This window comes from Simiduia sp., from assembly GCF_058345725.1.
The window spans coordinates 1-24,433 of record NZ_JBTUOC010000016.1 but is presented as its reverse complement, the minus strand read 5'-3'; the positions used below and the strand labels follow the sequence as shown (position 1 = coordinate 24,433).

Here is a 24,433-nt window from a genome sequence, read left to right as displayed (position 1 = left end):
CTCAGGGGGCCTCTGGGTCGGGCGCCCTCAGGCGCAAAAACATACCGTGGCGCGCAAAAATGTCGGCACCCTCGGCGCTGGCCGCCACTTCGAGTATCGCTTGCTCTAACCGGGCGTGGTGCCGCGCGTAATCGTCTATTTCTGGTTTGATGCACAGCACAATATCCAGGGCCGGCAGTGCCAGGCGTCGATAGGCAAAGGAGGGCGACAGGGCCACCAGCGGCGGCTCCATGTGCTCTTGAAAATCCACCACCAGTCCCAGACGCCCCTTGGCAAACATGCGCACGATGGCGCGGTCGGGGTTGCTGTCATCGGTCAGCACCCCTTCCGGCAGCAGTTTAAACAGCGTGTGGCTGGTGGCCTGTGGCGCGTAGATTACCTGGCCCTGCAGCTGGTTGAGGGCGGTAATGTCCGGAAATTGCGCTCGGTTCACATACACCGTGGGCCGCAATAGTCCGAGCGGCTCCGTGGAGCAGTGGTAGAGCTGGCGTACCGGCGCGATATACAAGCTGCTCACCAGGGCCAGCGGCAGGCGACCGGAGCGGGTGAGTTGCACCAGCCGCTGTTGGGGCAGCTGCTGGAAGCTAAGCGGTTGTTGGGTGCGCAGGGCGGCGGCGCGCAGCAGGTCGATGGTGACGCCCTCGGCCCTGGCCGTTTCTTCGTTAAGGTATTGAAATGGTGGGAATTTTACAAAAGTGTAAGCGAGCGGATCGGCGGCTCTAGCCGGTATAATGCTAAGCAGGCAACACAGGGCCGGCAGAAGCCGGTGCAGCAGCGTACGAAGGGGCATGGTGGGTCCGTCGGTGGTTGGCGCCTCAGCCTTAAGGCTAGTAGAGCTTGGGCGCTGGGTAAATGAATCCGACTTTTGTACCCTTTTGACTGTTTATTGAGCACCGACACCGGTATAATGCGCGCCCTTTATTCTGTAGCTTTTCTGCAGTAGCTTTATTTTATCGTACCTTTATTTATACCCCCCTTTTAAGAGATTCCTGTTGTGATCGAGAAATTACGCAATATTGCCATCATCGCCCACGTTGACCATGGCAAAACAACCCTTGTGGACAAGCTGCTAAGCCAGTCCGGCACCCTCGATCGCAAGAATGTGGGCACCGAGCGCATCATGGACTCCAACGATCAGGAGCGCGAGCGCGGCATTACCATTCTGGCCAAGAACACCGCCATCGAGTGGAACGGCTATCACATCAACATCGTAGACACCCCCGGCCACGCCGACTTTGGCGGTGAGGTAGAGCGCGTGCTGTCGATGGTGGACTGCGTGTGCCTGCTGGTAGACGCCGTCGATGGCCCTATGCCGCAAACCCGCTTTGTAACGTCAAAGGCCTTTGAAAAGGGCTTGAACCCCATCGTGGTGATCAACAAGGTCGACCGCCCAGGCGCGCGCCCCGATTGGGTAATGGATCAGGTGTTTGATCTGTTCGACCGCCTGGGTGCCACCGATGAGCAGTTAGATTTCCCCGTCATATACGCCTCTGCGCTGAACGGCATTGCCGGCATGGAGCTGGACAACATGGCCGAAGACATGACGCCCCTGTTCCAGCTGATCGTCGATAAAGTGCAGCCGCCAGAAGTGGACCGCGACGGCCCCTTCCAAATGCAAATTTCGGCACTGGATTACAACTCCTACGTGGGTGTTATCGGTGTGGGCCGCATCAAGCGCGGTAGCGTCAAGCCCAACCAGCAGGTGGTGGTTGTGGATCACGAAGGCAAGACCCGCAAGGGCAAAGTGCTGCAGGTTATGGGTTACCTGGGCCTTGAGCGGGTTGAAGAAACCGAAGCCTTTGCCGGCGACATCGTGTGCGTGACCGGTATTGAAGGTCTGAATATTTCCGACACCCTGTGCGACCCGCAAAACGTCGAGGCGCTGCCTGCGCTGATGGTGGACGAACCCACTGTGAGCATGACCTTCCAGGTCAACGACTCGCCCTTCGCCGGTAAAGAAGGCAAGTTTGTGACCTCGCGCAATATCAAAGACCGCCTGGATCAAGAGCTGATTCACAACGTGGCGCTGCGCGTGCAACAGGGCGATACGCCGGATAAATTTATTGTGTCGGGCCGCGGTGAACTGCACTTGTCGGTACTGATCGAAAACATGCGCCGCGAAGGCTTCGAGCTGGGCGTGTCGCGCCCCGAAGTTATCCGCAAAGAAATTGACGGCGTAATTCACGAGCCCTTCGAGCAGGTGGTGATCGACGTCGAAGAGCAGCACCAGGGTTCCATTATGGAAGAGCTGGGTTTGCGCAAGGCCGAGATGACTAACATGGAGCCAGACGGCAAGGGCCGCGTTAAGCTGGAATTCATCGTGCCCTCGCGCGGTTTGATCGGCTTCCGCGGTTTGTTCCTGACGCTGACCTCGGGTTCCGGCATTATGACCAGCATTTTTGACCACTACGGCCCGGTCAAAGACGGCGAAGTGGCCAAGCGCATCAACGGCGTGTTGATCTCCATGGTGAAGGGCAAGACCCTGGCCTACGGCCTGCACCCGCTGCAAGATCGCGGTCGCCTGTTCCTCGGTTCTGCGGTAGAAGTCTACGAAGGCCAGATCATCGGTCTGCACAGCCGCGGCAACGACCTGGTGGTTAACCCCACCAAGGCCAAACAGCTCACCAACGTGCGCGCTTCGGGCACCGACGATGCGTTGACGCTGTCGCCGCCAATCAAGCACACCCTAGAGCAGGCGTTGGAATTTATCGAAGACGACGAGCTGGTGGAAGTGACGCCACAGAGCATTCGTCTGCGCAAAAAATTGCTCACCGAAAACGAGCGCAAGCGCGCCAAGAAGTAATTCTAGGCTGTATAAAAAAACCGGCTGCGGCCGGTTTTTTTATGTCCGCCTCACCCATAGCCTACACTGAGCGACTGCTCCCTAAGCTGGCCCCAAAAATGAAACAAACTCAAAAAGCCTCCGCCCCAAACTTTTCTGACCCGCGCTTAATCGAGGTATGGCAGGAGTGGCTAAAGGCGCCCGCTGGTCAAGCGCTCGATAAATGGTTGAAGTATCAGCTGCCGAAATTGCATTTGCGTTTTGAGGATGCCAAAACCGAGCGCGCGAGTCTGGCGCTGGCGATGATTGAAGCCCTGCGTTTTCAGCAATTGGCGGCCGCCTGCGAATACGTCTTTGAGCAGGACGCAGACGATACCATTGATTGGGTAGCGTGGGATGCTCAGTGGCAGCCGGCACAATTAACGCGCATGGACCCGGCCGTCTTCTGGGGCTGGCTCAGTTTGCGCGTGGAGGGTAAATTGCCCAACGGGCGCGCCTACCATCAGTTCGAATGGCAGGGGCGTCGGCACTGTTTTGCCGCTCTGTCAGGTGCCGTCAGTGCCGGCAGCGCTTTACAGCTGTTGTGGCACGGTCTGCGCCCCAGCTGGCGAGGCCTATTGGACCAGCGCGCCGTCGCCAGTGGCTGGACGGATCGCGACGTGGCGCATTTTATTAGCCGCCAAACCCAAACGCCGCCCCTGTGGTTGCGTGTGTTGCCAGGCCAGGATGCCAAGACACTGTGCGCCCAATTGCAGGCCGATGAAGTTCAGGCCAAGCTGCAGGGCGAGTGCCTGTGTGCAACCGGTGGCCGAGGTGTGCAGGCCACGCTGCCCTACAAGCGCGGCCAGCTGGAAATTCAAGATCTCGCCAGTCAGCAGATTGCGCTGGCCGTCGACGTGCAGCCCGGCCAAAAAGTGTGGGATGCCTGCGCCGGCGCCGGCGGTAAATCCCTGGCCATTGCCGCGCGTATGCACAACAAGGGCTCGCTCTATGCGACTGATCTGCACGAGCATAAATTAACCGAGCTAAAGCGCCGCGCCAAGCGCGCCGACATTTCCAATATTCGCAGTTTTACCTGGGATGCCAAGGCGCCCTTAAAGCTGCCGCAGGAAGTGGCGCGCCAACAGGGTTTTGATTGGGTCTTGGTAGACGCACCCTGCACTTCGGCCGGCACCTGGCGCCGCAATCCCGATGCGCGTTGGCGCTTTGCAGCGGCAGATTCGCAAGAGCTCATCGTCATACAGCAAAATATTTTAATGCAAGCGGCACCTGCCGTGCGCGCGGGTGGTCACCTGGTATACGCCACCTGCTCGTGGGACGTGGCAGAAAATGAAGCACAGGTGGGGTGGTTTCTGGCGCACCATAGCGCGTTTAATTTGGTCGAACAGCAATTGCTGGGTTGCCCGGCAGAGGATGCAGATACCATGTTTGTGGCGGTGTTGCACAAAGTCTAAGCGTTGAGGTGTAACGCTACAGCTGCGCGGCTGCCAGGGCGTGTTCACTTTATCTGCGGCGAGGGTAGGTATGATCAATAGAGGTTTTTGGTTTATAGTGCACCAAAAGTACCGCTGCTCGCCTGTGGCCGCAAGTCAGGAGGCTCTAGGGGTGGTCGCTGCCAAGGAAATTCGCCCGTAGCGCGGGTGGCGCCGACAAGGTTGCGATGAATCGCTCGGTACCCATGCCGTCCATTCCTTTTTCTGCAAAAAAACATGCCTGTTGGTATATCTAGACATAAGCGACAAGGAAGATTGCGATGATGTTTAAACGGCTTGTTATTGTGCTGAGCTTTTGGCTTGGCGTTGCCTGTGCCGACGAAATCAATATCCCCAAATTCGATGGCGAGATCGTCAGATATTTAAACCCCAGTGGCGGGGAAATTCGCTTGGGGGAGCGCACGCTGGAGCAGGTGACTTTCTGGTTTCGCACTCTGGGCGGCAATAATCATCAGTGCCAAATGGCCGGCATCGGCAAATCCAGAGATGGCGAAACCTACCGTTACAGCCAGATCGAATCAAGCGTACACTGCTCGCTATCTATCATTGTGTTAAACGACGCCGTGGTTCTGATCGATAATGCCAATCAATGTAAAAAAATCAGCTGTGGTCAGAGAGCAGCTATTAATGGCACGGTATTTCACCAGGAAAAGTAGCGCAGGTTATGGACTGAGATTGTGCCAGCATCCATTGTGGGTGCAACTGAGGCGCCAGCAAATTCATGGTTAAACGTAAGGGCAGTAAGTTAACAAGGGAGAAAAATCAGTGAAACGGAAGTTGCTATGTTTATCGATACTGTGGGTGTCTTTGCTGGCCCATTCAGGCGAGCTCTTCTCCTTTAATACCTACAAAATTCAAATGCGCGCGTTGGATTGGATTAGGTACAAAGACCCCGAGATAGGTAAGAAAAAACTGACGCCGGACTCGGTGATGCCCTTTGTGCAAAAGGATGGTGCTGTCTATGCGATAGCCTTTTTCACCTATGAAAGCGCTGGTGAATACGGGTTTACTTATACCTGCGTACAGATGGATGAGCATGGTGAGCTGCTGGGTTTCAAGCCAGCCGTCGGCGTATACAAGGGTAAGTGGGGTGACTATAGGCCCGTCAACTCCGGATGCAGTGGTGGCTAGTTGACATTTATCGCGTAATCCATGCTCTGCGTTTTTACGATTAGCGTTTTGCCGTGCGGGGAATAAATGCCGTGATCCGTATTGATGCTGCTGCGAGCCTATAAATAGGCGGTATAAATTGAAAATCACGTGTGTTTTTTTAGGGCAATATTTAAAGCCCGCAGGGAGGGATGAAGAGTGAATAAGGGAGTGGCACTGCAGACGATTCAAGTAAGCATTCAGTGCTTTCTGGGTGATTTCGCACAGTAGAGTCCCCGCTCGCTTAGATGCAGAGCTGGCAATTTTCTTTCGGCGGGTAGATGGTTTTCCAGGCGCCGGGGGCGATATGAATACAACTTTTTCTATAGGGCACGCAGAATTTCCAGATTGGATATTGAAGCTGTTCGGGGTTGAGCGCGCTGTATTAACTAATTCCTACGACATAAGCACTGATTATGGATGATCTAATTTCTCTGTTGTTGAAGCCATTGCTCCTCGTACTGCTTTGGCTGTTCAGGGTGGTGTTTTTTATTGTGGTTGAGGTGGTGCACGGGTATATCACCTGGGCGGTCGGTTGGTGTTTTTATCGCTTGTTGAGTCTTGGTCGCTACCCGAAGGTGGGTGTTTGGCAGGATGATCGCGCATCCATCGCCACGGCTTTGCTGGTGTCGCTGTCTGGCGCTGTATTGATCGCCCTGTTGATCATGGCGCTAATAATTCTATGAGGCGAGGAGAGCCGCTGAACTAAGTTTAATGCCGATTGTAATCGTGTTTAGTGGGTAAGCGCCCAAGGCCTCAGTGCTTGAGTTGCCGATTTTCTTGAGCGCCATTGCTCAATAGCTCGGTTTCCCGCTTAACGATGTGATAGCACTCGCAGCTTTTCTGTTCCAATACTTTCCGGTTAAGAATGTGTACAAATCCGTCTTCAAGGCTAATCGCCCTTTGATTTTCGAGCGCTGCAGATGCAAGGTCTATATCCGTGGGGCTGGAGTCAATTTCTTTGGCTATGGTAGTTAAATTGGTCAATATTTTTTCACCCGAGAAGCGATCATCGGAAGTGAGCAGCCAGCGACATAGCTTTTGCGAAACTGAGTGGTCTTTGTTGCACAGAACAGTGTGGGTGGTATGTGTCACTAATGTCAAAAGATAGCGCAGTAACAGGGTTTGCATATCGCGATAATCGGCGCATTCGCGGCGCATAAATTTTACCGGCAGTCGATAGCAATAGCCCGCGACGCTGACAATGCTTTTGACCGGCGTACTACCGCCTCCCATTAAGTAATTAAGCCCAATAACACCCTCGTTCCCCACGGAACAAATTTTTCCCTGGCTGCCATCGCCTAAGATACAAATTTGTGAAATTGCTGACGACGAGGGAAAGTAAACGTGTTGCAGTTTGGCGGCTGGTTCGTGTAGCACCTTACCCAAGTGTAACGCGGTGAGTTCCAAGTGGGGAAAAATACGCAATTGCGCCGAAATGGGGAGGGCGGCGAGTAATTGATTGTTAAGTGGATCGCAGTTTGTTGCCATGCCAGTAAACCAGATTGTGCGCCCATTTGCTGGACCGGACAATATTAAGGTTTTCATCTAAAGGCCGGCTTGAGTATTCAGTGTACATGAAATACGCGCGGTGCGGATATTTACCGTGCTGGCGGGTGATTAGAGTAGCTGGAGGGCGATTAGCGCCCAACGAATACGGTACCTTTCACCTGCGCAAACACGGCCATACCCACCTGCAACTGTAAGTGGGCCACTGATTGGCTAGACAGTTGCGCCACTAACGACTGCTCTCCCAATTGCAAATGCACTTGCTGCACGCCATGTTGTGAAGGGTCTATGGCGGTGACGGTGACCGGCAGAATGTTGAGGATGCTGCTGTCTTGCGCGTGGCTCAGCGCCAGACTGACGTCGCGGGCGTCGATGGCAATGTAGGAGGCGGGTGACGCGTAATCGGTGGCAATACGCAAGCTGTGGCCGCCTCCGATATTAAAATGTTGTAACCCCGCCCTGTCTGCCTGTAGCGTTGGTTGTGCGCGCAAGATGCTCACCAGGTGACCCCGCTGCTGGGTTATGAGTGGGTGGTTGAGTAAATCTTTTACCGGTCCGCTGACAGAGCCTTGCTGGTCCACCAGCACCAGGTAATCGGCCAGCGCCAGGAGTTCGTCCAATTGGTGTGTGACCAGTGCTATGGGCATCTGTTGTCCCAGTTGCTTAAGTGCCGGCATCAATTGGTGTCGGCGCTTGCGATCTAATCCGTTAAAGGGTTCGTCCATTAGCAGTGCTTGGGCAGGCTTGAGCAGTGCGCGCGCCAAGGCCACGCGTTGTTGCTCGCCACCGGAAAGATGATCGGCGCGTTGATTGAGCAGCGGTTCCAGCCCCAACAACGTCGTCCACTGCCGCCAGTGGTCTTCGGCGATGCGGTGCTGGCCCAAGCGAATATTGTCGGCAGCGTTTAGGTGCGGTAACAGGCGCGGTTGCTGAAAGACCATCGCCAGTTGACGGCGCGCCGGCGACAAAAAGGTGCGCGCGTCTTGCCAGCAGTGGTCGTTGAAGTTGATAGTGCCCGGTTGCGGTCTCAGGCCCGCCAAGGCTTCAAGTAGGCTGGTTTTACCGCTACCCGAATGGCCAAAAATCACCGTGATGCCCTGGGTGGGCAGCGCTAAACTGTGTTGACAGCGCGGGCCTGTAAGTTGAATACGCCAGCTCACGATCGGCTCCGGCGCAGATAGAGCGGCGCGATGACCAGCACGGCAATGGCGAGCATAACCAGCGATAGTCGATGGGCCTCGCTGTAATTAAGGCCTTCTACGGCGTCGAAAATGGCAATGGAAGCCACCTGCGTTTCGCCGGGTAAGTTGCCGCCAATCATCAATACCACGCCAAACTCGCCCAAGGTGTGCGCAAAGCCCAGCACCGCAGCACCCACAAAACCGCGTGCGCACAGCGGTAAAACCACTCGTCGAAACTGCCCGGCCAGTGTCACGCCCTGTACGCGCGCCATGGCCAACAATGTGTGATCGAGTTGTGCGAAGGCGGTTTGCAGTGGCTGAACGACAAAGGGCAGTGAGTAAACCATGGATCCCAGCACCAAGCCGCTAAAGCTGAATGCCAGCGGTTGGCCGGTACTGGCCAGCCACTGGGCGCCGAGCCAGTGGTGGGGCGAAAAAGCAATTAACAAGTAAAAGCCGATTACCGTGGGCGGCAAAACCAGGGGCAGTGCGACGCAGATCTCGACAATACGTGCGCCTAAGCTGCGCGACTGGTGCAGCCACCAAGCGAGCGGTGTGGCCAGCAGCATGAGCAACAGCGTGGTGACGGCGGCCAGCTGCAGGGTTAAGGCCACCGCCTGCCAGGCGCTAGGGGTGAGCATACTCGACTCCCCGCGGGGCCGACGACAGTGGTGTGTAGCCCTGTTGATGCAGCAGGCTTTGGACTGTGTCGCTGAGTAAAAATGCCACCAGTGCACGGGCGGCGGCGGGTTCTTGGGTGCGGTTCAGCACCACCAGCGCTTGGACAATGGGCGTGGGTAGCAGCTGGGTGACATCGAGTTGTGTGTACTTGGCATTGGCGGGTTGTAGTGACGCCGCGGCAAAGGCGCTGTCTATATGGCCGGCGGCAAACCAGTGCTGCACCTGCGCGATGGCTGTCGCCGTCATGGTGCGTCCAGAAAATGCTTGGTGTTGTTGCGCGGCCTTTTCCAGCAGGGTCTCGGCGGCGGCGCCGTAGGGCGCCAGGTGAGGGTTGGCCATGCCCAGGCGTTGGGTGCGCGCCAACAGTGCCAGCCAGTCGGTGCCGTCGTGGCGGCTGATCAATAACAGTCGCCCGTGCGCGTAGGCAATGGGTTGCTGGGCAATCCCTTGGCTGTGGAGTGCGTGTGGGTATTCAGCGTTGGCCGCCAGGTAAACGTCGAAGGGCGCGCCCTGGGTGATTTGCGCATACAGTTGACCGGATGCGCCGGCACTCAAGCGCAGGTCTATGTCGGGGTGCTGCTGGTTGAAAAGCGGCACCAGTTGGTGCAACGCGGGACTGAAATTACTGGCGACGGCGACGCGTAGGGGTGCTGCAAAGGCGGCGGAGGCCAGCAGGTTTGCCAGCAAAAAGATGCAAATACAGTGTCGAGTGCGCAAGCGCGATTCCCCGCTCAGTGAACGATGCGCCATCTTAGCAAAATTAGCGGCGCCGCTGCGGGCGGTATTGGAAGCTCTCCGGGTCAGTGTCGGCGCTCGTGGTCGTCCAGCATGGCGCTGACAGATCGCTCATTGGCGCGTTCGGTTTCTTTTTTTAGCAGCTCCCGCAGGCGCGCCTGATTGTCGATACCCAGTGCCCGGCACTCAATGCCCAGCATGTGTTCGCGTTGGTGCGCCAGCTTGCCTTGCATTTTGATCAGGTTATCGTCGTCCGCTTCAATGGTTAGAATAATTTCTTCGCCAGGAGTCAGGTTGTGGGGCCGCACCAGCGCGGCAAGGGCACCGTTAAAGGAGACGTCCACAATGTGCACGTCAAATTTCTTTTGGGTGGTGGTCAGAGTTGCGTAGGCCCGGTAGTTAACGCGTGGAAAATAGCGGCGTTCGCGGTCTTCTGTGGTGGTGTTTGACATGCTTTTATCCTTTTCTTACTCGCCGATAACGGCTGTGACTTCCGTGCGCCTTGCGATCGGGCTTGCCTAGCCCGACGGTTGTAAAGAAGTTGCGGCCCGCCGACTGCACCTGGGCGGCGCTGAGCAGCCGTTTTTGGCACTATAGTTTCAATCGCGTCTGAGGCCAAGACCTATTTACTTCAACTGGCAGCTTGCCCCAGCATGTGCAGTTCGCGCTCGGCGGCTACCGGATCGCCGGTGTTGAGCTCTATCAGCCGGCGCAGGTGACCGACACTCTGGACGTCTATTTGCTGGCAGACCACGCCAATCTGACGGCCGTCACCGTGCGACCAGCCCACCGTCATGTGAATGGCGGTTTCAGGCTCCAGCTGCAGGCTTAGCTCGAAAGGTTCGTGGGCGTTGAGCGTGCAGTGCTCAGGCAGGTTGATGAGCGCACCTTTCAGCGAAATATCCACCAGTTCGCAGCGCCAGCCCTGGCCATCTTGCAGCAGTTCAATCTCGCCGCTAAAAGTAACGCGGGCGAAGTGTCTGCGATCTTGCTGGTTTGTCACGGGGCCTCCGGCACTGGCTTGCGCATATGGATTAAGTGTAGCCGCTTTGCTCGACGGTGGGGTGTGTGTCAGCGCTTATGCCCCTATAATGGCGCATCTTCACGGAGGACACCCATGTTAAACCTCAAGTCAATGTTATGTGTACTCGCCGCCAGCTTGCTGCTGGCCGCCTGTGGTCAGGAACGCGCGCCCATCGCCAGCCAAGTGGCCGATAACGGTGCAGTAGAAACGCGCGAAAGCCCGGCTCCCGCCAGCAGTGTTCAGCCCGATGCGGCGGCTAGCGCCGACGCCGAGCAGTGTATCGACCCGGCGAAAATTAACGCCAATCGCATGTGCACCATGGATTACACCCCCGTGTGTGGTTGTGACGGCAAAACCTACAGTAATGCCTGTAAAGCCACCAACGCAGGGCTGGCCAATTGGGTGGCGGGTGCGTGCGACGCCACGCACTGATTGCGCTCACACTGCTGCTGGGTTGCGCCGGCGCCAGCGGGGCTAAGCTGGCGTCTATCAATCTGTGTGTGGATCAAATGCTGTTGCGGTTTGCTGCGCGCGAGGATATTGCCAGCGTGACCTATTTTGCCGGCAACCCGATGATGTCGCCCCAGGCCGATTTGGCAGTGGGTTTGCACCGCAACCACGGGTTAGTGGAGGAGATTATTCCGCTGGCGCCCGATGTGGTGTTGGCTGGGCAATACGGGGCGCGCGAAGCGGCAGAACTGCTCACGCATTTGGGCTACCGGGTGGAGCGGGTGCCCCTGCCCACCAGCTTGGCCGATATCGATCAACATTTACAGCGCATGGCCGAATTGTTGGGCGACCCGCCGGCGCTGCTGGCTCACCGGCAAGCCTGGTTGGCGCGCAAGGCGGCACAGGAGGCGGCCAACGGTGCTGTTGCCGAAGCGGATCGCCCGCGGGCGTTAATGTTGGGGCCCAATCACATCGCGCCGGGCGCCGGAACGCTGGAGCACGAACTGCTAAGCCTGGCGGGATTTCGCAACTGGGCCGCTGATCAGCAGGGATTTGCCACTGTGAACCTCGAGCAATTGGTGCTGCAACCACCCGATTTGCTGATTGTCGACACTCTGGCCAATGGCCAGTTTTCCCTGGCCCACGAAGTGCTTTCGCACCCGGCGCTCACGGTAGCGATGCAGGGCGGTCAGTTGGGCAGCTTGCCGGGCAACCTGTCGGTGTGCCCGGCGCCCCATATCAACGCCCTGTTAACGTCGCTGCTGGCGCTGCGCGCCCAGTTACCGCCAGTCGGCGCCCATTAAGCGGCGGCGATATTCGGCTTGTCATTGTAAGGAATGTCCGTGAAGTACCTGGGATTACTGCTGTTATTACTGATTGTATTGGGTGCGTCGTTAACCTTGGGCGCGGTGGATGTCTCGGTGGCTGCGGCGCTGGCCGACGCCTGGGCAGGCGAGTTGACCGCCAGCCGCAGCATTGTTTTTGAAGTGCGCCTGCCACGCGCCCTGTTGGCCCTGATTGTGGGCGCCAGTTTGGGCATGAGTGGTGCCGCCATGCAGGGCCTGTTGCGCAACCCTCTAGCCGAGCCAGGCGTCTTGGGCGTGAGCGCGGGAGCGGCCCTGGGCGCGGTGATCACCCTGTATTTTGGTCTGGCGACTTGGGGCTGGCTGGTGCTGCCGGCGGCGGCCATGGCGGGCAGTTTCGCGGCGCTGTTTGCCATCTATGCGCTGGCCGGTCGCAGCCAGAGTGTGCTGGTGCTGATTTTGGCGGGTGTCGCGCTTAACTCCCTGTTTGGCGCCCTTGTGGCGGTGGCGCTCAACTTTGCCGACAACCTGTTTGCCCTGCAGGAAATCATCTTCTGGCTCATGGGATCGCTCGCGAATCGCAGCATGGATCACGTCCTGATTGCACTACCCACCTGTCTGCTGGGCATGGCGCTGATCTACAGCCGCCACGCCTACCTGGATGCGCTCACCTTAGGGGATGATACCGCCAGTAGCCTGGGCTTTGTGGCCGGCCGGGAGCGTTTATTGCTACTGGTGGGGATTGCCCTGGCGGTGGGCGGCGGCGTGGCGGTGTCGGGTAGTATCGGATTTGTGGGGTTGATTGTGCCGCACTTGTTGCGGCGCTGGGCCGACCATCAGCCCGGCAAGCTATTGATGCTATCGGCCCTGGGCGGTGCGCTGCTGGTCGCCGGCGCCGACTTGTTGGTGCGACACCTGGATGTGGCCCGCGAAATGAAACTGGGGGTGGTCACAGCACTGCTGGGCGCGCCTTTCTTTATTTACTTATTGGTTAAGGGCAAGCGGCAGCTTATTTAAATGACACACTCTTCTCCCTTGTCGCTGGCGTGCGATAGCCTGAGCTATGCCGTGGCCGATCGCACGCTGTTAAACAATGTGGGCTTTTCAGCCCAAGCCGGCCAATTGATCGGTCTTATTGGCCCCAATGGCGCCGGTAAGAGCACCCTGCTGAAATCACTGGCGGGGCTGCTGGTGCCACAGGGCGGACAGGTGCACTTGTCGGGCCAACCACTGGAAACCTGGGCACCGCGCACGCGCGCAAAAACTCTGGCGCTGCTGGCGCAACAGGAGGCGCCGGCCTGGTCGCTATCGGTGCGGGCGCTGGTGGCATTGGGGCGCCTGCCGCACACGGGTAGTCTGGATGTTGCGCTGGCGCGCGACGGCAAGCTCATCGACATGGCGCTGGCCGCCGCCGATGTGGCGCACCTGGCGGCGCGCACCGTCGATACCTTATCCGGTGGCGAATTGCGCCGGGTTCAATGCGCCCGTTTGTTTGCCACAGTGGCCGATGTGTGGCTCGCAGACGAGCCTATCGCCGCCCTCGATCCGCTGCACCAGCTGCAAATAATGCAGTTGTTGAAAACCAAGGCCGACACTGGGTTGGTGATTGCAGCCCTGCACGACCTGTCGCTGGCGGCGCGTTTTTGCGACCGCATTTTGCTGATGAGCGCGGGCGAGTTGGTGGCCGATGGCACGCCGGCGGCCGTACTTACCGAGGCGAATTTAGCCAAGGTGTATCGCATTCAGGCGCAGGTGCGCCACACAACCGAGGGTGTGGCAATAGTGGCGCAGGCGCCTTTAGAGGCCGCACCTGGGGTGGAGGTGCCGCATGTCTAGTGGCCAGCGCCGAGACCAATTAAACGCCTGGTGCAGAGCTAACGGTATCCACATCGAGTGCCTCGCCATAGGCCAGCAGGTGCCAAGCCTGGTGGACGCAGGCGACTACCCGGTGCCGGCCGGTGTGCGAGCGAGGGCGGCAGAGATTGCGCGCGGCCTGCGCATGGACGAGTGGCACGCGCTGGTGGATGTGTCGCGCCCACAGCTTGCGCAAACTCTAGACTACCAGGTGCTGCGTTATTCGGAGATGTTAGCCCTGCGCGAGGCCGGCCTGTATCCGGCGGGCTTGGCGGCCACTGTCTTGGTATGCGACCGCGCACAGGCGCAGTTGCTGTGGCAAAAGCGGTCGGCTTCCAGCCACCTATTTCCGGGTTGCCTGAGTCTCCTGGGCGGCGGCTTTAATCCCGAGCGCGCCGGTGTGCTGGAGCACGATCACAACGATCTGCGCCGCACCGCCGTGCGCGAAGCCCGCGAAGAGGCGGCTCTTTCGCTCGCTCTCCCAGAGGATGCCTGGGTTTCCATGACGCGCGAAACCAACACCGGTGCCGTGCAAATCAATTTCCTGGGTGTTGCCGCCGACTTCGCGACAGCCCAGGCAGACGAAGTCGAGGGCGAGCTGTGTGTCGCGCCGGTGCCAGACTTGGACGCCGTGGCCGACTTGTCCGGATTCACCGATCTCGCAAAAGCGGCACTCTACGCCTGGGGGCTGTGCCGCTAGGCAATGGCGTGGCGCCTGCGCTATGGTTAAATGGCAGGTGGCCGCTACTCGTGCGACCCGTCGCCTGCAATTGCCGCGAATAACGCCTCGGAGGGTTGTATGCATGCCGCGTGACGCACAGCGAAGTAGCCAGCGCAGCTTGTGGACCTGGGTGGCGCGGCGGTGGTGTTACGGCCTCCTGGTCGCCTTTGTGGCTCTGCTAGTGCAGGGCGCGCACGGGAAGCTGGTCGGCGATAAGCACAAGGCTATCAAACCACCGGTAACCCTGCTGGTGTTTACGAATTATCCACCCTTCCTTTACGCCGAATATTCGCCCCCCGCGCAAGACCTGCCGGCCGGCGTCGAGCCATCTAGCCCATCTGCGGCGCCCTTATCTGCGATATCGCTGCCTCCGCCCGCCGCCGGCCCGCAACAGCCGGCTAGGTCAGTTGCGCCACAAACTGCGCCTGCCGACTATGCATTGAAAGGCCTTTACTTAGACATAGTGACCGCAACTTTTGATGCCATGGGCGAGCCCTATACGCTGCTAGAGGTGCCGCTTAAGCGCGGCTTGCGCATGGCCGCCGACGGCGAAGGTTTAATTGTGGGCATTCTTAAAACCCAAAAACGATTGCGCAAGCTGCAGTTTTCAGCGCCTTTTTATCGCGAACGCACAGTGATATTTACGCGCGCCAGTGATGGCCGCCGGCCCGTTTCTGTGGCGGATTTAACGGGTATGCAAGTGGGCACGCTGTTGGGCTGGAGTTACGGCAAAGATTTTGACGAGGCGCGTGCAGCAAATCAATTTAGTGCGGCCAATATTGATTTGGAGGCCAGTCTGCGCATGCTGAGCGCCGGCCGTTTGGACGCCGTGGTGCACACCGAATTGTCGGGTATTCACCTGCTGCGGCAACTTAATTTACACAACAAGGTGCGCGTAGCCGACAAAGCATTTTACTTTGGCGATGTGTATCTCGCGAGCAAGCGCGGATTGCACACGCGCTTGTTAAAGCGCTTTTCACAGCAGCTGTTACAGCCCGATCACCAGGCGCGACTCGCCGCCATGATTCACCAATATCGCAGCAATCTGCCCAAGCCCGCAACCAAATAGCGTCGGTGCAAAATTTACAATCCGCGCCGCCGGCGGTGTAAATAGCGCAAGAATTTAGTTGCTAAAGACCCCTATCGCTCGCCGATAATCCGCTGGCACAGTCTGTGCATTTCTCCTTTTGAAGCCGGCAGGGCGCAATTTCCTAGCGCTTCGCCGGTGTGAGTTAACGCGTAATAAGGAGATGGAGTATGAACGCAGAGAATATTAATTCGATTATTAAAGTGCTAAACGGCGGCATTGAATTTTACGAGACGGCCGTGGAAAAAGTGGATAACACCGCCATTGCCGGCGTGTTTAAGGCCATGATTTTGGCGCGCAAAAATGCCATAGTGAAGCTGCAGCCTTTTGCCAAAATGAGCGAAGGCGAGCGGGAAACCGGCAGCGCCTTGGGCGTGAAAGCCCGAGAGATTTACACCAACGTGATTGGCCTCATTGCCGATGACAAAGACCACGCCTATATCGAACAGCTCGAAGAGGTGGAGGACGCAACCCTCGCAGAAATTAAAGACGCCATGGAAGCCAACCCCGCGCCCCTGTACGCCTCCACCCTGCGCGAAGTGTATCTAGAAATGAAGCAGTGCCACGACCGTATGCTAAACCTGCAGCGGGTAACGGCTTGAATCTAGCGCGCGGCGAAAGCCGCGCTCCTTACTCTTTGAGAACCACCTGGTAAAAATACAAATAGTAGGGTAATTGAGGGCGCGAATACCCAGGTCGCTAGCGGTAAACGCGCCATCTTTTTTACCTGTATTCAGGCGTGAATTATTCAGCCGGTAGAATGTCTGCAAAATAAGTCGTCGCCATGGGTTCGCTATACCAAGGGGTGGCATCGTACCAATAAAGCGTAAAGCCGTTTTCCAGGGGGATAGCCACCGGTACGTACTCTAGCCCCAATGCGGTAACAAGGTCTTGCTGTGGCGCCCAGCGGTTAGCAGTGGCCGAATAGTGTGCGAAAGACGCCGTGCCACTATCTGTGTTTTTATCCTCTATCATCGGGACCCAAGAGACAACAGCATCGTGTTGGGCGTTTTTGGCCGCGCGTAACCTAGCGGGACCAGGCGCAGTGCTAATAAAACTACCGATATCCGGCTGGCGCAAAAGGGTGCCATCTGTGACTGTGTAGTGCCTGACCTTTTCGTTAATGCCATAAAACACATTGCACACATCTAACGTACAAACAGTCGCGCTAATATCACTGCTGTAGCGACTACTGCCTGTGTTATTGACTATGTCGGTAAACGTTGAGGGAGTCCCCCAACCAGACTGCCAGTTGAAAGGCGCAATGATTAATGAGTCGGCTGATGCTTGGGCTATTACAAATTGGCCCTCGCTGGTGGCGTCAAAGCTCAAAAGTCCGTAGCCTTCGCTTGCAAGCGGTGTACTGAAGCCCTGAGTTTCATTCCAGATACGAATTTCAGCAACACCGTAATTTTGTATTTTCAAGACGAGAGAGTCGGTCTCTTTATGTAGCCGATGCTGCCGCAGGATACCGGTGCCAAGCGCTTGCGGTGTTCCAATAGCGCCGTCGGTTTCAATATAGGAATAGACAGTTTCTGACGGCGCGCTACCTGGTTGCTTTCGGTCCCAGATCAAGAGCTGCCGGCCGTTGCTGAGCACTTTGTGTGCAGCGATCTTGCCCAATACATGCGCGTCGGCGTAGGTTTGGCTGGTCCAATGGCCATCTGTCGTTAGCGTGTGAATACTGGTGGTGTTGGTTGCGGTATCACCTGCAAGTATCACAATGGGCAGTGCATCGTTCCCCGTGTTCTGGCTAACCGTGAAGCGGCCGTCTACGTTGCCGAGCTCCACGCGGGTTAGTGGCTCGCCCAAGTTTCCATATTGGCAGATAAGCTTGCCACTTTCGTTATAGACAAAGGCGAGAAAGTCGCCGGACCTTGCAGCCCAAGGGAAAGAATTACTGTCTGGTACGTCTGCAATAGTTTGCTCTGTCCAGGCGCTTGAATTGGTTTGTCTTAGGTATTTAATCCGAACGTTACTGCCGCGATACTCTGCGATGGGAAGGTAGCGCTCATTTTCTGTCAATACTGAGTTGCCGATAGTCCATAGATTGTCGATATCGTCCAGATAGCTGGTGGGCATATCGACGCTGCCACCACGGTAAAATTCCTCTGCACCTTGCCAGTTTTCACCCGGGTTGCGGGTGTCCAGGGAGAGTGAGGAGCTCTCATCTCGTAAAATCGCGGTAATTTTTCCGGTGCTCGAGAGTTGAAAGAATGTTAGCTCCCGGGCTGCATGCTCGTGTGCAGCTTGCTGAAAATTGCTACAACTTACTTTGAGGGCAATGGGCGTACTTCCCGCAGTGCCGCTCGGAGCTTGGGTGGTACAGGCATAATTCGGAAACTCGGGTTGCCTAGTCACTTCAAGGGTATAGGCTGTGCCTTCTTCCAGTTGGGTGGGAAATGCAAAGGTGCCCGCATCGGGGATTATCAGTGTTTCGCCATTCAGTGTTAGGGTAAGACCTGTGGCCTTCAGGCCAGCGACTTCCACGCTGGCCGTAACCATGGCTGGCGCGGGCGGTGTTATGGGCGTTACCGGTGCGGGGGTAGGTTCAGGTGCGCCACTGCTGGAGCCGCCGCAGCCCAGCAACGTTATAACTGTGGCGGCCAGCAGGGCCGCTAAGGGGCGTCGAACGTCCTTATTCATCTTCAAGCTTCCTTGGGGTAGAAAAACGAAAGTGCGAAATGGGTGGCGAAGTGTGCCACAGCACGAGATCCAGATTCAACGGGACACTGGCGTTTACGCCGTCACTTAAGGCTCGCGAGAACCTCCAGGGACAAAGGTTTTAGCAACGTCTGTTTAAAGGGCGAGGCTTCAATGCGCTCGTCAAATGCCTGGCCGCTGACAGCAATAATGTCCGGCGGATTGTCGATTATGGACTGAATGTTATGGGCCAGATTGATGCCATCGCCGTCCGGCAATTGAATGTCCGTTAGAATTAAATCAAACGATTGCTGTCGCACGCAGGTTAGCGCACTTGTCGCGTCGGCGCAGCCGGTCACCGCCCAGCCCAACCCCTCTAACAACAGGGTAGTGGCGTTGCGGGCGTCGGTGTTGTCTTCTACCAGCAATAGCGAGCGTTTACCGGCGGTGGGCTTTAAGGGTTTTCCGGGTGCCGGCGTTGCCTGTGCTTGCTGGGCTTTGCGCTGGGCCAGGTGGCGGGTGATGCAGCCGATAAGATGCCGCTCTTGCACGGGTTTGCCGAGGTGTTCATCGCAGCCGGCGGCCAGGCACTTTTCTTTTTCACCCAGCATGGTTTGCGCAGTGAGCGCGATGATGGGGGCGGTAAAGCCCTGTTCGCGCAGGTGCCGGGTGGCGCTGAGGCCGTCCATTTCCGGCATCTGCATGTCCATCAAAATCAGGTCTATGGGGTGACCCTGGGCGGCACTGGCCTGCACCGCTTCGATGGCGGCGCGGCCGTTGTCCGCGAAGGACGTGGTGGCGCCATAGCGGGAGACCCAATGGCCGAGCAGCTTGCGCAACTCGGCGAGGTCGTCGGCAATTAAGATGTGGCCATTGATACCCAGGCTGGGCAGGGGAGCGCTCGGTGACTGGGTTTCAATTTTTAGCGGTACCCAGCGCACTGCGTCCGGCAATTGGAGTGTGTCAAATTGCAGCGTGAAGCAGCTGCCGCGGCCAACTTGGCTGGTGGCGGTGATGGTGCCGTTCATTCGCTCCGCCAGTTTTTGGCTGATGGCCAAGCCCAGCCCCGTGCCCAACTCCTTGCGCGACTTCGCGCCTTGAGCTTGTTCAAAGGGGCGGAATAATTTGCGCAATTCTTCGGCTGCAATGCCAATGCCGGTATCTTGCACCTTAAACGCGAGTTGCTGCTGTTTTTGCCGTGCGTTAACGGTTAATCGCACTTCGCCATGGTCGGTGAATTTAATCGCATTGCCGATGATGTTAATTAAAATTTGCTGCAGGCGCGTGGGGTCGGAGATGAGCTGTTCGGGCAGGGCGCTGTCGCTGTCGATGTAAAAGCCGATGTTTTTTTCCTGCGCTTTAATTTCCATCAAGCTGCAAATGTTAGACAGCAATTCGTTCAACTGTACCGGTTGCAAATTCATGTCCAACTTGCCGGCCTCAATTTTTGACAGGTCCAGCACGTCGTTGAGCAGGCTCAGCAGATAGCTGCCATTGCGCCGAATAATGTGCACATACTCCTGTGTGGGGCCCTGGGTGACTTCGTGAGCCAGCAGGTCGGTATAGCCCAGAATGGCGGTGAGCGGTGTGCGCAGTTCGTGGCTTAGGTGTGCCAAAAATTCACTTTTCGAGCGGTTCTCGGCCTGTGCCTGTAGGCGTTTTAAGCGCTCTTTCTCCATGTCGCGGCGCGCTACGGCGTAGCGGATGGCCCGGCTCAGGCGCGCCGCGGAAAGCTGCGATTTGACCAGGTAGTCGACGGCGCCGGCCGACAGCGCGTGGGCGTCGAGATCGCTGTCGTCGTGGCCGGTGAGCATGATAATGGGAGCGTGAAAGCCCAGCTGTTGCGCCTCGCGCATCAGGTCTAGTCCGGTAAAGGCGCCGAGCGAATAGTCGAGCAGGCACACGTCGTGGTTATCGCCCTGAAAATAACTGCGCGCCTGCGCCGGCGTTTGGGCCCAGTCCAGCTGGTAGGCCTGAGCGCCGCCCAGGTCGTTCAGAAAATCCCGCGCGATGATGTAATCATCTTCGTCGTCTTCAACTAAAAGCAGTTTGATCATAGCTCAGTGCGCATCGCTTTATTAATGGCGGCTTAATAGTTGGGCGCCTTGCCCGGTAGTTCGACAAACTCTACCCAGTAGCGGCCCAGGGTTTTCATGAGTTCCACCAGACCGTCAAAAGTAACGGGTTTGGACAGGTAGGACGCGGCGCCCAGATCGTAGGACTTCAGCATATCTTCCTCGGCCTTTGAGGTGGTGAGAATAACCACGGGAATGCGGCGCAGCAGGGGGTCTGCCTTGATGGCGGCCAAGGCCTGACGGCCGTCCATACGGGGCATGTTGAGGTCGAGCAGAATTAAGTCGGGTTGCAGGCTGGTGTCGCGCTCGGCAAACTTGCCCTCGCCCTTTAAATACTCCAGCAGTTCGACACCGTCGTCGACGATATTCAATGTGTTGCGCACCAGACTTTCTTCCAGCGCATCGCGCGTTAATAGCTGATCGTCTTTGTCGTCATCTGCCATCAGGATATTGATGGATTTTGCATTGGCTTGCATAGGGTGTCCTTACGTTGGGCTGGCGCCTGGCATGGGATTGCTGGTGGATTGCAAACCAAGTTCGGCATTGGTCAATTGCGTGGCCGCCGCTTGTTGCAGTGGCAGGGTAACTATAAAGGTCGCGCCTTCGCCGGGCCGGCTTTCGGCGGTGATGGCACCACCGTGGCGCTCGACAATGCGGCGGCAAATGGCCAGGCCAATACCGGTGCCGTCGTAGGCGTCGCGCGTGTGCAAGCGCTGAAACGCGCTAAAAACCTTGTCGAGAAATTGTTCGTCAAATCCGATACCGTTGTCTTTGACGGCTATTTCGATGGCGGGAATTGTCTCGTGGGCATCGGTTCCGGCCAGTTCAGTGGTTTCAGACAGTGGCAGTTGCGCTGCCCGCGCGCTGATATGAATTTTCGGTTGGCTGCCCTCGGCGACAAATTTGAGTGCATTGCCCACCAGGTTTAAAAACAGCTGGCTCATTTGCATGGGGTCCGCCGAAATTTCTGGCAGCGGATCGGCGGTAATGGTGGCGTTAGTTTCTTCTATTTTAAACTGCAGATCGTCCAGTATCCCGGCCAATGTGTCATTGAGGTTTACCTGCTCAAAGGGCTTGCTGCGGGTGGACACCCGCGAAAAAGCCAGTAGATCCTCAATGAGTTTAGACATGCGCGAAGCCGCGCTTTGCATGCGCGCCACATAGTCTTTGCCGTCGCCTAACTGCTCGCTGTAACGGTCCTGCAAGCGGTCGCCAAAGGCGCGAATTTTGCGTAGTGGCTCTTGCAGGTCGTGGGAGGCGACAAAGGCAAAGCTTTGCAGCTCCCGGTTGCTGCGGCTTAGCTCCTGCGCGTAGAGCTCCAGTGCCTGAGTGCGCTCGGCCACCTTGCGCTCGAGTAATTTTGCGTACTCGGCCTGTTGGCGCGACGTGCGGCTGGTGAGCATGGCGATAATAATGATAAAACCTATGCCCAAGCAGTTGGCAAACAATACCGCCTGGGAGATTTGTTTACGGCGCACGGCACTTTCGTCCATGATGGCTTGAATGTACTTAAATTCTTCCTGTTCGATGGCGCTGATCAATTCAGACAGCGCGCTTAAACTCTGGCGGCTGGCGGCCATAGTTTCTGACAGGGAGCGAGCCTCTTGCTTTTCGCTCTCGGTTTTGTGTTCGCTCAATTCGATGGCCGTGGTACTCGCTTGCCGTTGCAGTAACTTGGCCTCTTGGTGGCGTTGCGTAGCGTCGGCGAGGGCCTGATCGTGCGAGTTAATGATCTGCAGCACTTCCTCAAAGCGCGAGCGCTGAATGGGTAGCTCGGTGCTTAAGTCTTGCAGTTGGGTAATCAGGGTTTTGACCTCGTCGACGGCGGTGTTGTATCTGTCTAGCTGTGCGTCCGCCTCGTGCAGCATGTACTCGCGCAAGTGGACTTCTGCGTTTTGAATCGCGAGGTAGGTGTTGCCCGCCAGCTCCAGAATATTTTTGGTGCTGCCCGAGCGACTGGCGTTAGCATCCAAGACCTTTAAGCTCTGGTAAGTTTGCAGGCTGTTAATGATGAACAGCAAGCCGAGTGCGCCCATCAAAAATGCCCAAAAGTATTTTAGGGTATTGGATTTATCGGCCATAACAGCAACTGGGGTCTCTGCGTTAGGAATGATGGTCAAGCAAGGTTGCGCACGCTTTGCAAGCCTCCGTCACTTTTGCGAGGCTGGCCAATACCGTTTCTGGTGGTTGGCCCTGCTGGGTTTGCAGCTTGGCAAGCTCGGTGTTGACGGAAATATTGTTCAGTTTATTGCGTAGTTCATGGTGCAGTTGCCGGGTGTCGCTCATGGTGCAGGCTCCTGGGTTTTATATTGGTTCAGACGGTTGTAGAGTGTTTTTAAACTGATGCCTAACATCTCCGCAGCTTTTGGTTTGTCGCCGTCCACAGATTCCAGCGTCATCGCAATCAACTGGCGCTCCATCGCTTCGATGGTGGTGCCCGGCTGTAAGTTGCTTACATTACTGGCGGCGTTTGTGTCTAGGGTTTGGCCAAAGGGTGAACCCAGCTGGGCGGGCAGGGTGAGTTCGGACTCTGTTTTATCGGTCATGATAACGGCGCGGTGCAGGGCGTGGCGCAGTTCGCGCACATTGCCTGGCCAATTGTAGCTGCACAGGGTGTTAAGTGCGGCTTCGCTCAGGTGAAAGTGGGTGTTGTACTCGCTGTTAAAATCGTCCAAAAAAGCCTGACACAGCAGCGGGATATCGTCGCGCCTGTCTCTGAGGGGCGGCAATTGCAGAGGGAACACCGCTAGCCGGAAGTAAATGTCTTCGCGCAGGTAGTTGCCCTCGGCCAATTCCTGGTGGCTGCGATTAGTGGCCGAGACTACTCTGCAGGCCACCTCCAGTTCGTTGGTGCCGCCGAGCCGTGTCACTTTGCCCGTCTCTAACACGCGCAGTAAGTTGGGCTGTTGATCGATGGGCATTTCGGTCACTTCGTCCAAAAACAGCGTGCCGTGATTTGCGCGTTCAAACAGGCCTGGTTTGCGCGCCACGGCGCCGGTAAACGCCCCCTTTTCATGGCCAAAAAGTTCGCTGCCAATCAGCTCTTTGGCGATGGCACCGCAGTTGGCAGCCACCAGTTGGCCCTGGGTACCGGAGGCGTTGTGAATGGCTGTAGCAATCAACTCCTTGCCCGTGCCGCTTTCGCCTTGGATGAGCACATTGGCTTGGGTCCGCGCGACTTTTTCTATCTGATCGTAGAGCGCGCGCATGGGTTCAGATTCGCCAACCAGCACGCCAAAGTGGCGTTGGTAGCTGAGGCTGGCGTTGGGCGATTTGTCTGCCGTGCCCACCAGTGCGTTGAGTTGATCCAGGGTAACGGGTTTCAGCAGATAGCTGACGCCGGGGCCGGCCATGGATTTAATGTTGGATTTAATGGCCGAGTGGCCAGTTACGAAGGCAATGCGCGCTGGCGTGCGATCCAGCGGCAGGGCGTTAAGTACATCGAAGCCGCTGCCGTCTGGCAGCATTAAATCCAACAGCAGTGTGTGGTATTTGGTGCGTGCCAAGAGGGCTTTTGCATCGGCCACGCAGTGGGCGACATCCACTGGGTGGCCCATGTTTTCCAGCAGTGCCTGGGTGGCTTCCGTAAAGCTTTGGTCGTCGTCAACCAGCAATAGCTTGTGCATGAGCGCTGTTTGCTCCTTGTAAGTCCGTGGTTCACACGGCCTTGGGCGGCGCTCTATCAGGCTGGAGCGCAACTGTGGGCCGGGTGTTTGTACGCGCTCGCGCTCGGCGCAGATTCCATCATTCGATACGCGTGTGACGGGCCGTATATTGATGGCCTCAGTTTGGCTTATGCTGCTTTAGTTTGGTGGCAAATTTATTGATTTCAAGCACTTATTGTTGCTGAGTCTGTATTTTGCGAAGGGCGTTGGGCGATGCGCTGCGCCCATTGGGCCCCCGGGTTTACCCAGTGGCGCTATTCATCATACCCCACAGCGTTTCCCAACGGGGACCGGCTGCTTAACATGCGCCAACAGTGGTACTTTGGTCGCAATAATGTTGGACGGCAAACCCTTTCAATGTTTGGCCCGCCCGTCGCGAATCGGCCGGCGCTCACTCCTGTTGCTTGGTGGGTGCTAGCTTGTCTGTTGGGGTATCGGAGGCCTGCGCGTGCACGGGTTTTTTTAATAGCCCGGAGAACTGGAAAATGAGAAAAGCAATGATCGACAGGGTGACGGCAATTTCATAGCGACTGTAGGCCACCGACACGCCGATGGCGCCGGTATTCCAGAGCCCCGCGGCG

At 57.0% G+C, this 24,433-nt stretch carries 25 protein-coding genes and 1 pseudogene; 12 read left to right on the top strand and 14 right to left on the bottom strand.

Translation table 11 applies throughout. The annotated features are described in order from the left end of the window. Position 1: 1 nt before the first annotated feature. Entirely contained in the window at positions 2 to 790 is a 789-nt protein-coding gene (locus ACW8F6_RS04095; protein ID WP_491574573.1) for a substrate-binding periplasmic protein, read from the bottom strand. Positions 791 to 994: 204 nt separating this feature from the next. On the opposite strand from ACW8F6_RS04095, the gene typA reads away from it, so the two are divergent. From typA to ACW8F6_RS04070, 5 genes are all read left to right on the top strand, one after another. Continuing rightward, the gene (gene typA / locus ACW8F6_RS04090; protein ID WP_491574572.1) at positions 995 to 2,803 is read left to right on the top strand and encodes a translational GTPase TypA; all 1,809 of its coding nucleotides are present in this window, start codon (positions 995 to 997) and stop codon (positions 2,801 to 2,803) included. 98 nt (positions 2,804 to 2,901) lie between these two features. Further along, positions 2,902 to 4,236, top strand: a complete 1,335-nt coding sequence (locus ACW8F6_RS04085; RefSeq protein ID WP_491574571.1) for an RsmB/NOP family class I SAM-dependent RNA methyltransferase — start codon at positions 2,902 to 2,904, stop codon at positions 4,234 to 4,236. Positions 4,237 to 4,535: 299 nt separating this feature from the next. Continuing rightward, complete coding sequence (locus ACW8F6_RS04080) at positions 4,536 to 4,931, top strand: hypothetical protein (RefSeq protein ID WP_491574570.1); 396 nt, start codon at positions 4,536 to 4,538, stop codon at positions 4,929 to 4,931. Between the two features lie 109 nt (positions 4,932 to 5,040). Beyond that, complete coding sequence (locus tag ACW8F6_RS04075) at positions 5,041 to 5,406, top strand: hypothetical protein (RefSeq protein ID WP_491574569.1); 366 nt, start codon at positions 5,041 to 5,043, stop codon at positions 5,404 to 5,406. A 434-nt stretch (positions 5,407 to 5,840) separates the two neighbouring features. Then, the gene (locus ACW8F6_RS04070; protein WP_491574568.1) at positions 5,841 to 6,110 is read left to right on the top strand and encodes a hypothetical protein; all 270 of its coding nucleotides are present in this window, start codon (positions 5,841 to 5,843) and stop codon (positions 6,108 to 6,110) included. A 70-nt stretch (positions 6,111 to 6,180) separates the two neighbouring features. Here ACW8F6_RS04070 and ACW8F6_RS04065 read toward each other — a convergent pair whose 3' ends face one another. The 6 genes from ACW8F6_RS04065 to ACW8F6_RS04040 all read right to left on the bottom strand — a co-directional run bounded on the left by ACW8F6_RS04065 (position 6,181) and on the right by ACW8F6_RS04040 (position 10,533). After that, complete coding sequence (locus ACW8F6_RS04065) at positions 6,181 to 6,915, bottom strand: Crp/Fnr family transcriptional regulator (RefSeq protein WP_491574567.1); 735 nt, start codon at positions 6,913 to 6,915, stop codon at positions 6,181 to 6,183. Between the two features lie 149 nt (positions 6,916 to 7,064). Beyond that, positions 7,065 to 8,093 (bottom strand): molybdenum ABC transporter ATP-binding protein, encoded by a 1,029-nt coding sequence (locus ACW8F6_RS04060; RefSeq protein WP_491574566.1) that lies wholly within the window; start codon positions 8,091 to 8,093, stop codon positions 7,065 to 7,067. Further along, positions 8,090 to 8,755, bottom strand: a complete 666-nt coding sequence (gene modB, locus ACW8F6_RS04055) for a molybdate ABC transporter permease subunit (RefSeq protein ID WP_491574565.1) — start codon at positions 8,753 to 8,755, stop codon at positions 8,090 to 8,092. The genes ACW8F6_RS04060 and modB overlap by 4 nt, the downstream gene beginning before the upstream one ends. Continuing rightward, positions 8,742 to 9,512, bottom strand: coding sequence for a molybdate ABC transporter substrate-binding protein (modA, locus tag ACW8F6_RS04050; protein ID WP_491574564.1), 771 nt, complete (start codon positions 9,510 to 9,512; stop codon positions 8,742 to 8,744). Before modA ends, modB begins: the two co-directional genes overlap by 14 nt. Positions 9,513 to 9,595: 83 nt before the next feature. After that, positions 9,596 to 9,982 (bottom strand): PilZ domain-containing protein, encoded by a 387-nt coding sequence (locus ACW8F6_RS04045; protein WP_491574563.1) that lies wholly within the window; start codon positions 9,980 to 9,982, stop codon positions 9,596 to 9,598. 179 nt (positions 9,983 to 10,161) lie between these two features. Further along, a complete protein-coding gene (locus ACW8F6_RS04040) occupies positions 10,162 to 10,533 on the bottom strand; it encodes a PilZ domain-containing protein (protein ID WP_491574562.1) in 372 nt (123 codons plus the stop codon). A 114-nt stretch (positions 10,534 to 10,647) separates the two neighbouring features. Here ACW8F6_RS04040 and ACW8F6_RS04035 point away from each other — a divergent pair, with 114 nt between their 5' ends. The 7 genes from ACW8F6_RS04035 (at position 10,648) to ACW8F6_RS04005 (ending at position 16,071) form a co-directional block, all read left to right on the top strand. Further along, complete coding sequence (locus ACW8F6_RS04035) at positions 10,648 to 10,986, top strand: Kazal-type serine protease inhibitor domain-containing protein (RefSeq protein ID WP_491574561.1); 339 nt, start codon at positions 10,648 to 10,650, stop codon at positions 10,984 to 10,986. Then, positions 10,968 to 11,807 (top strand): ABC transporter substrate-binding protein, encoded by an 840-nt coding sequence (locus tag ACW8F6_RS04030; protein WP_491574560.1) that lies wholly within the window; start codon positions 10,968 to 10,970, stop codon positions 11,805 to 11,807. Before ACW8F6_RS04035 ends, ACW8F6_RS04030 begins: the two co-directional genes overlap by 19 nt. A gap of 39 nt (positions 11,808 to 11,846) precedes the next feature. Beyond that, a complete protein-coding gene (locus ACW8F6_RS04025) occupies positions 11,847 to 12,824 on the top strand; it encodes a FecCD family ABC transporter permease (RefSeq protein ID WP_491574559.1) in 978 nt (325 codons plus the stop codon). Beyond that, a complete protein-coding gene (locus ACW8F6_RS04020; RefSeq protein ID WP_491574558.1) occupies positions 12,825 to 13,643 on the top strand; it encodes an ABC transporter ATP-binding protein in 819 nt (272 codons plus the stop codon). Further along, complete coding sequence (locus ACW8F6_RS04015; RefSeq protein WP_491574557.1) at positions 13,636 to 14,361, top strand: NUDIX hydrolase; 726 nt, start codon at positions 13,636 to 13,638, stop codon at positions 14,359 to 14,361. The genes ACW8F6_RS04020 and ACW8F6_RS04015 overlap by 8 nt, the downstream gene beginning before the upstream one ends. 103 nt (positions 14,362 to 14,464) lie before the next feature. Then, positions 14,465 to 15,451 carry a substrate-binding periplasmic protein gene (locus ACW8F6_RS04010; protein ID WP_491574556.1) on the top strand — a complete coding sequence of 329 codons (987 nt, stop codon included), beginning with the start codon at positions 14,465 to 14,467 and terminating at the stop codon, positions 15,449 to 15,451. Between the two features lie 188 nt (positions 15,452 to 15,639). Beyond that, positions 15,640 to 16,071 (top strand): ferritin-like domain-containing protein, encoded by a 432-nt coding sequence (locus tag ACW8F6_RS04005; protein WP_491574555.1) that lies wholly within the window; start codon positions 15,640 to 15,642, stop codon positions 16,069 to 16,071. A 142-nt stretch (positions 16,072 to 16,213) separates the two neighbouring features. Here ACW8F6_RS04005 and ACW8F6_RS04000 read toward each other — a convergent pair whose 3' ends face one another. From ACW8F6_RS04000 to ACW8F6_RS03970, 7 genes and pseudogenes are all read right to left on the bottom strand, one after another. Next, entirely contained in the window at positions 16,214 to 18,115 is a 1,902-nt protein-coding gene (locus ACW8F6_RS04000) for a hypothetical protein (protein ID WP_491574554.1), read from the bottom strand. 101 nt (positions 18,116 to 18,216) lie between these two features. Continuing rightward, positions 18,217 to 20,169: a response regulator gene (locus ACW8F6_RS03995; RefSeq protein ID WP_491574553.1), complete on the bottom strand. Its 1,953-nt coding sequence runs from the start codon at positions 20,167 to 20,169 to the stop codon at positions 18,217 to 18,219. A gap of 32 nt (positions 20,170 to 20,201) precedes the next feature. After that, complete coding sequence (locus tag ACW8F6_RS03990) at positions 20,202 to 20,663, bottom strand: response regulator (RefSeq protein ID WP_491574552.1); 462 nt, start codon at positions 20,661 to 20,663, stop codon at positions 20,202 to 20,204. A 9-nt stretch (positions 20,664 to 20,672) separates the two neighbouring features. After that, on the bottom strand, positions 20,673 to 22,268 hold the full coding sequence (locus ACW8F6_RS03985; RefSeq protein WP_491574551.1) for a sensor histidine kinase: 1,596 nt from the start codon (positions 22,266 to 22,268) through the stop codon (positions 20,673 to 20,675). Between the two features lie 22 nt (positions 22,269 to 22,290). Continuing rightward, complete coding sequence (locus tag ACW8F6_RS03980; RefSeq protein WP_491574550.1) at positions 22,291 to 22,473, bottom strand: hypothetical protein; 183 nt, start codon at positions 22,471 to 22,473, stop codon at positions 22,291 to 22,293. Further along, positions 22,470 to 23,813, bottom strand: coding sequence for a sigma-54-dependent transcriptional regulator (locus tag ACW8F6_RS03975; protein WP_491574549.1), 1,344 nt, complete (start codon positions 23,811 to 23,813; stop codon positions 22,470 to 22,472). The genes ACW8F6_RS03980 and ACW8F6_RS03975 overlap by 4 nt, the downstream gene beginning before the upstream one ends. A 430-nt stretch (positions 23,814 to 24,243) precedes the next feature. After that, positions 24,244 to 24,433 (bottom strand): annotated as a pseudogene (locus ACW8F6_RS03970) (hypothetical protein); the annotation flags it as partial.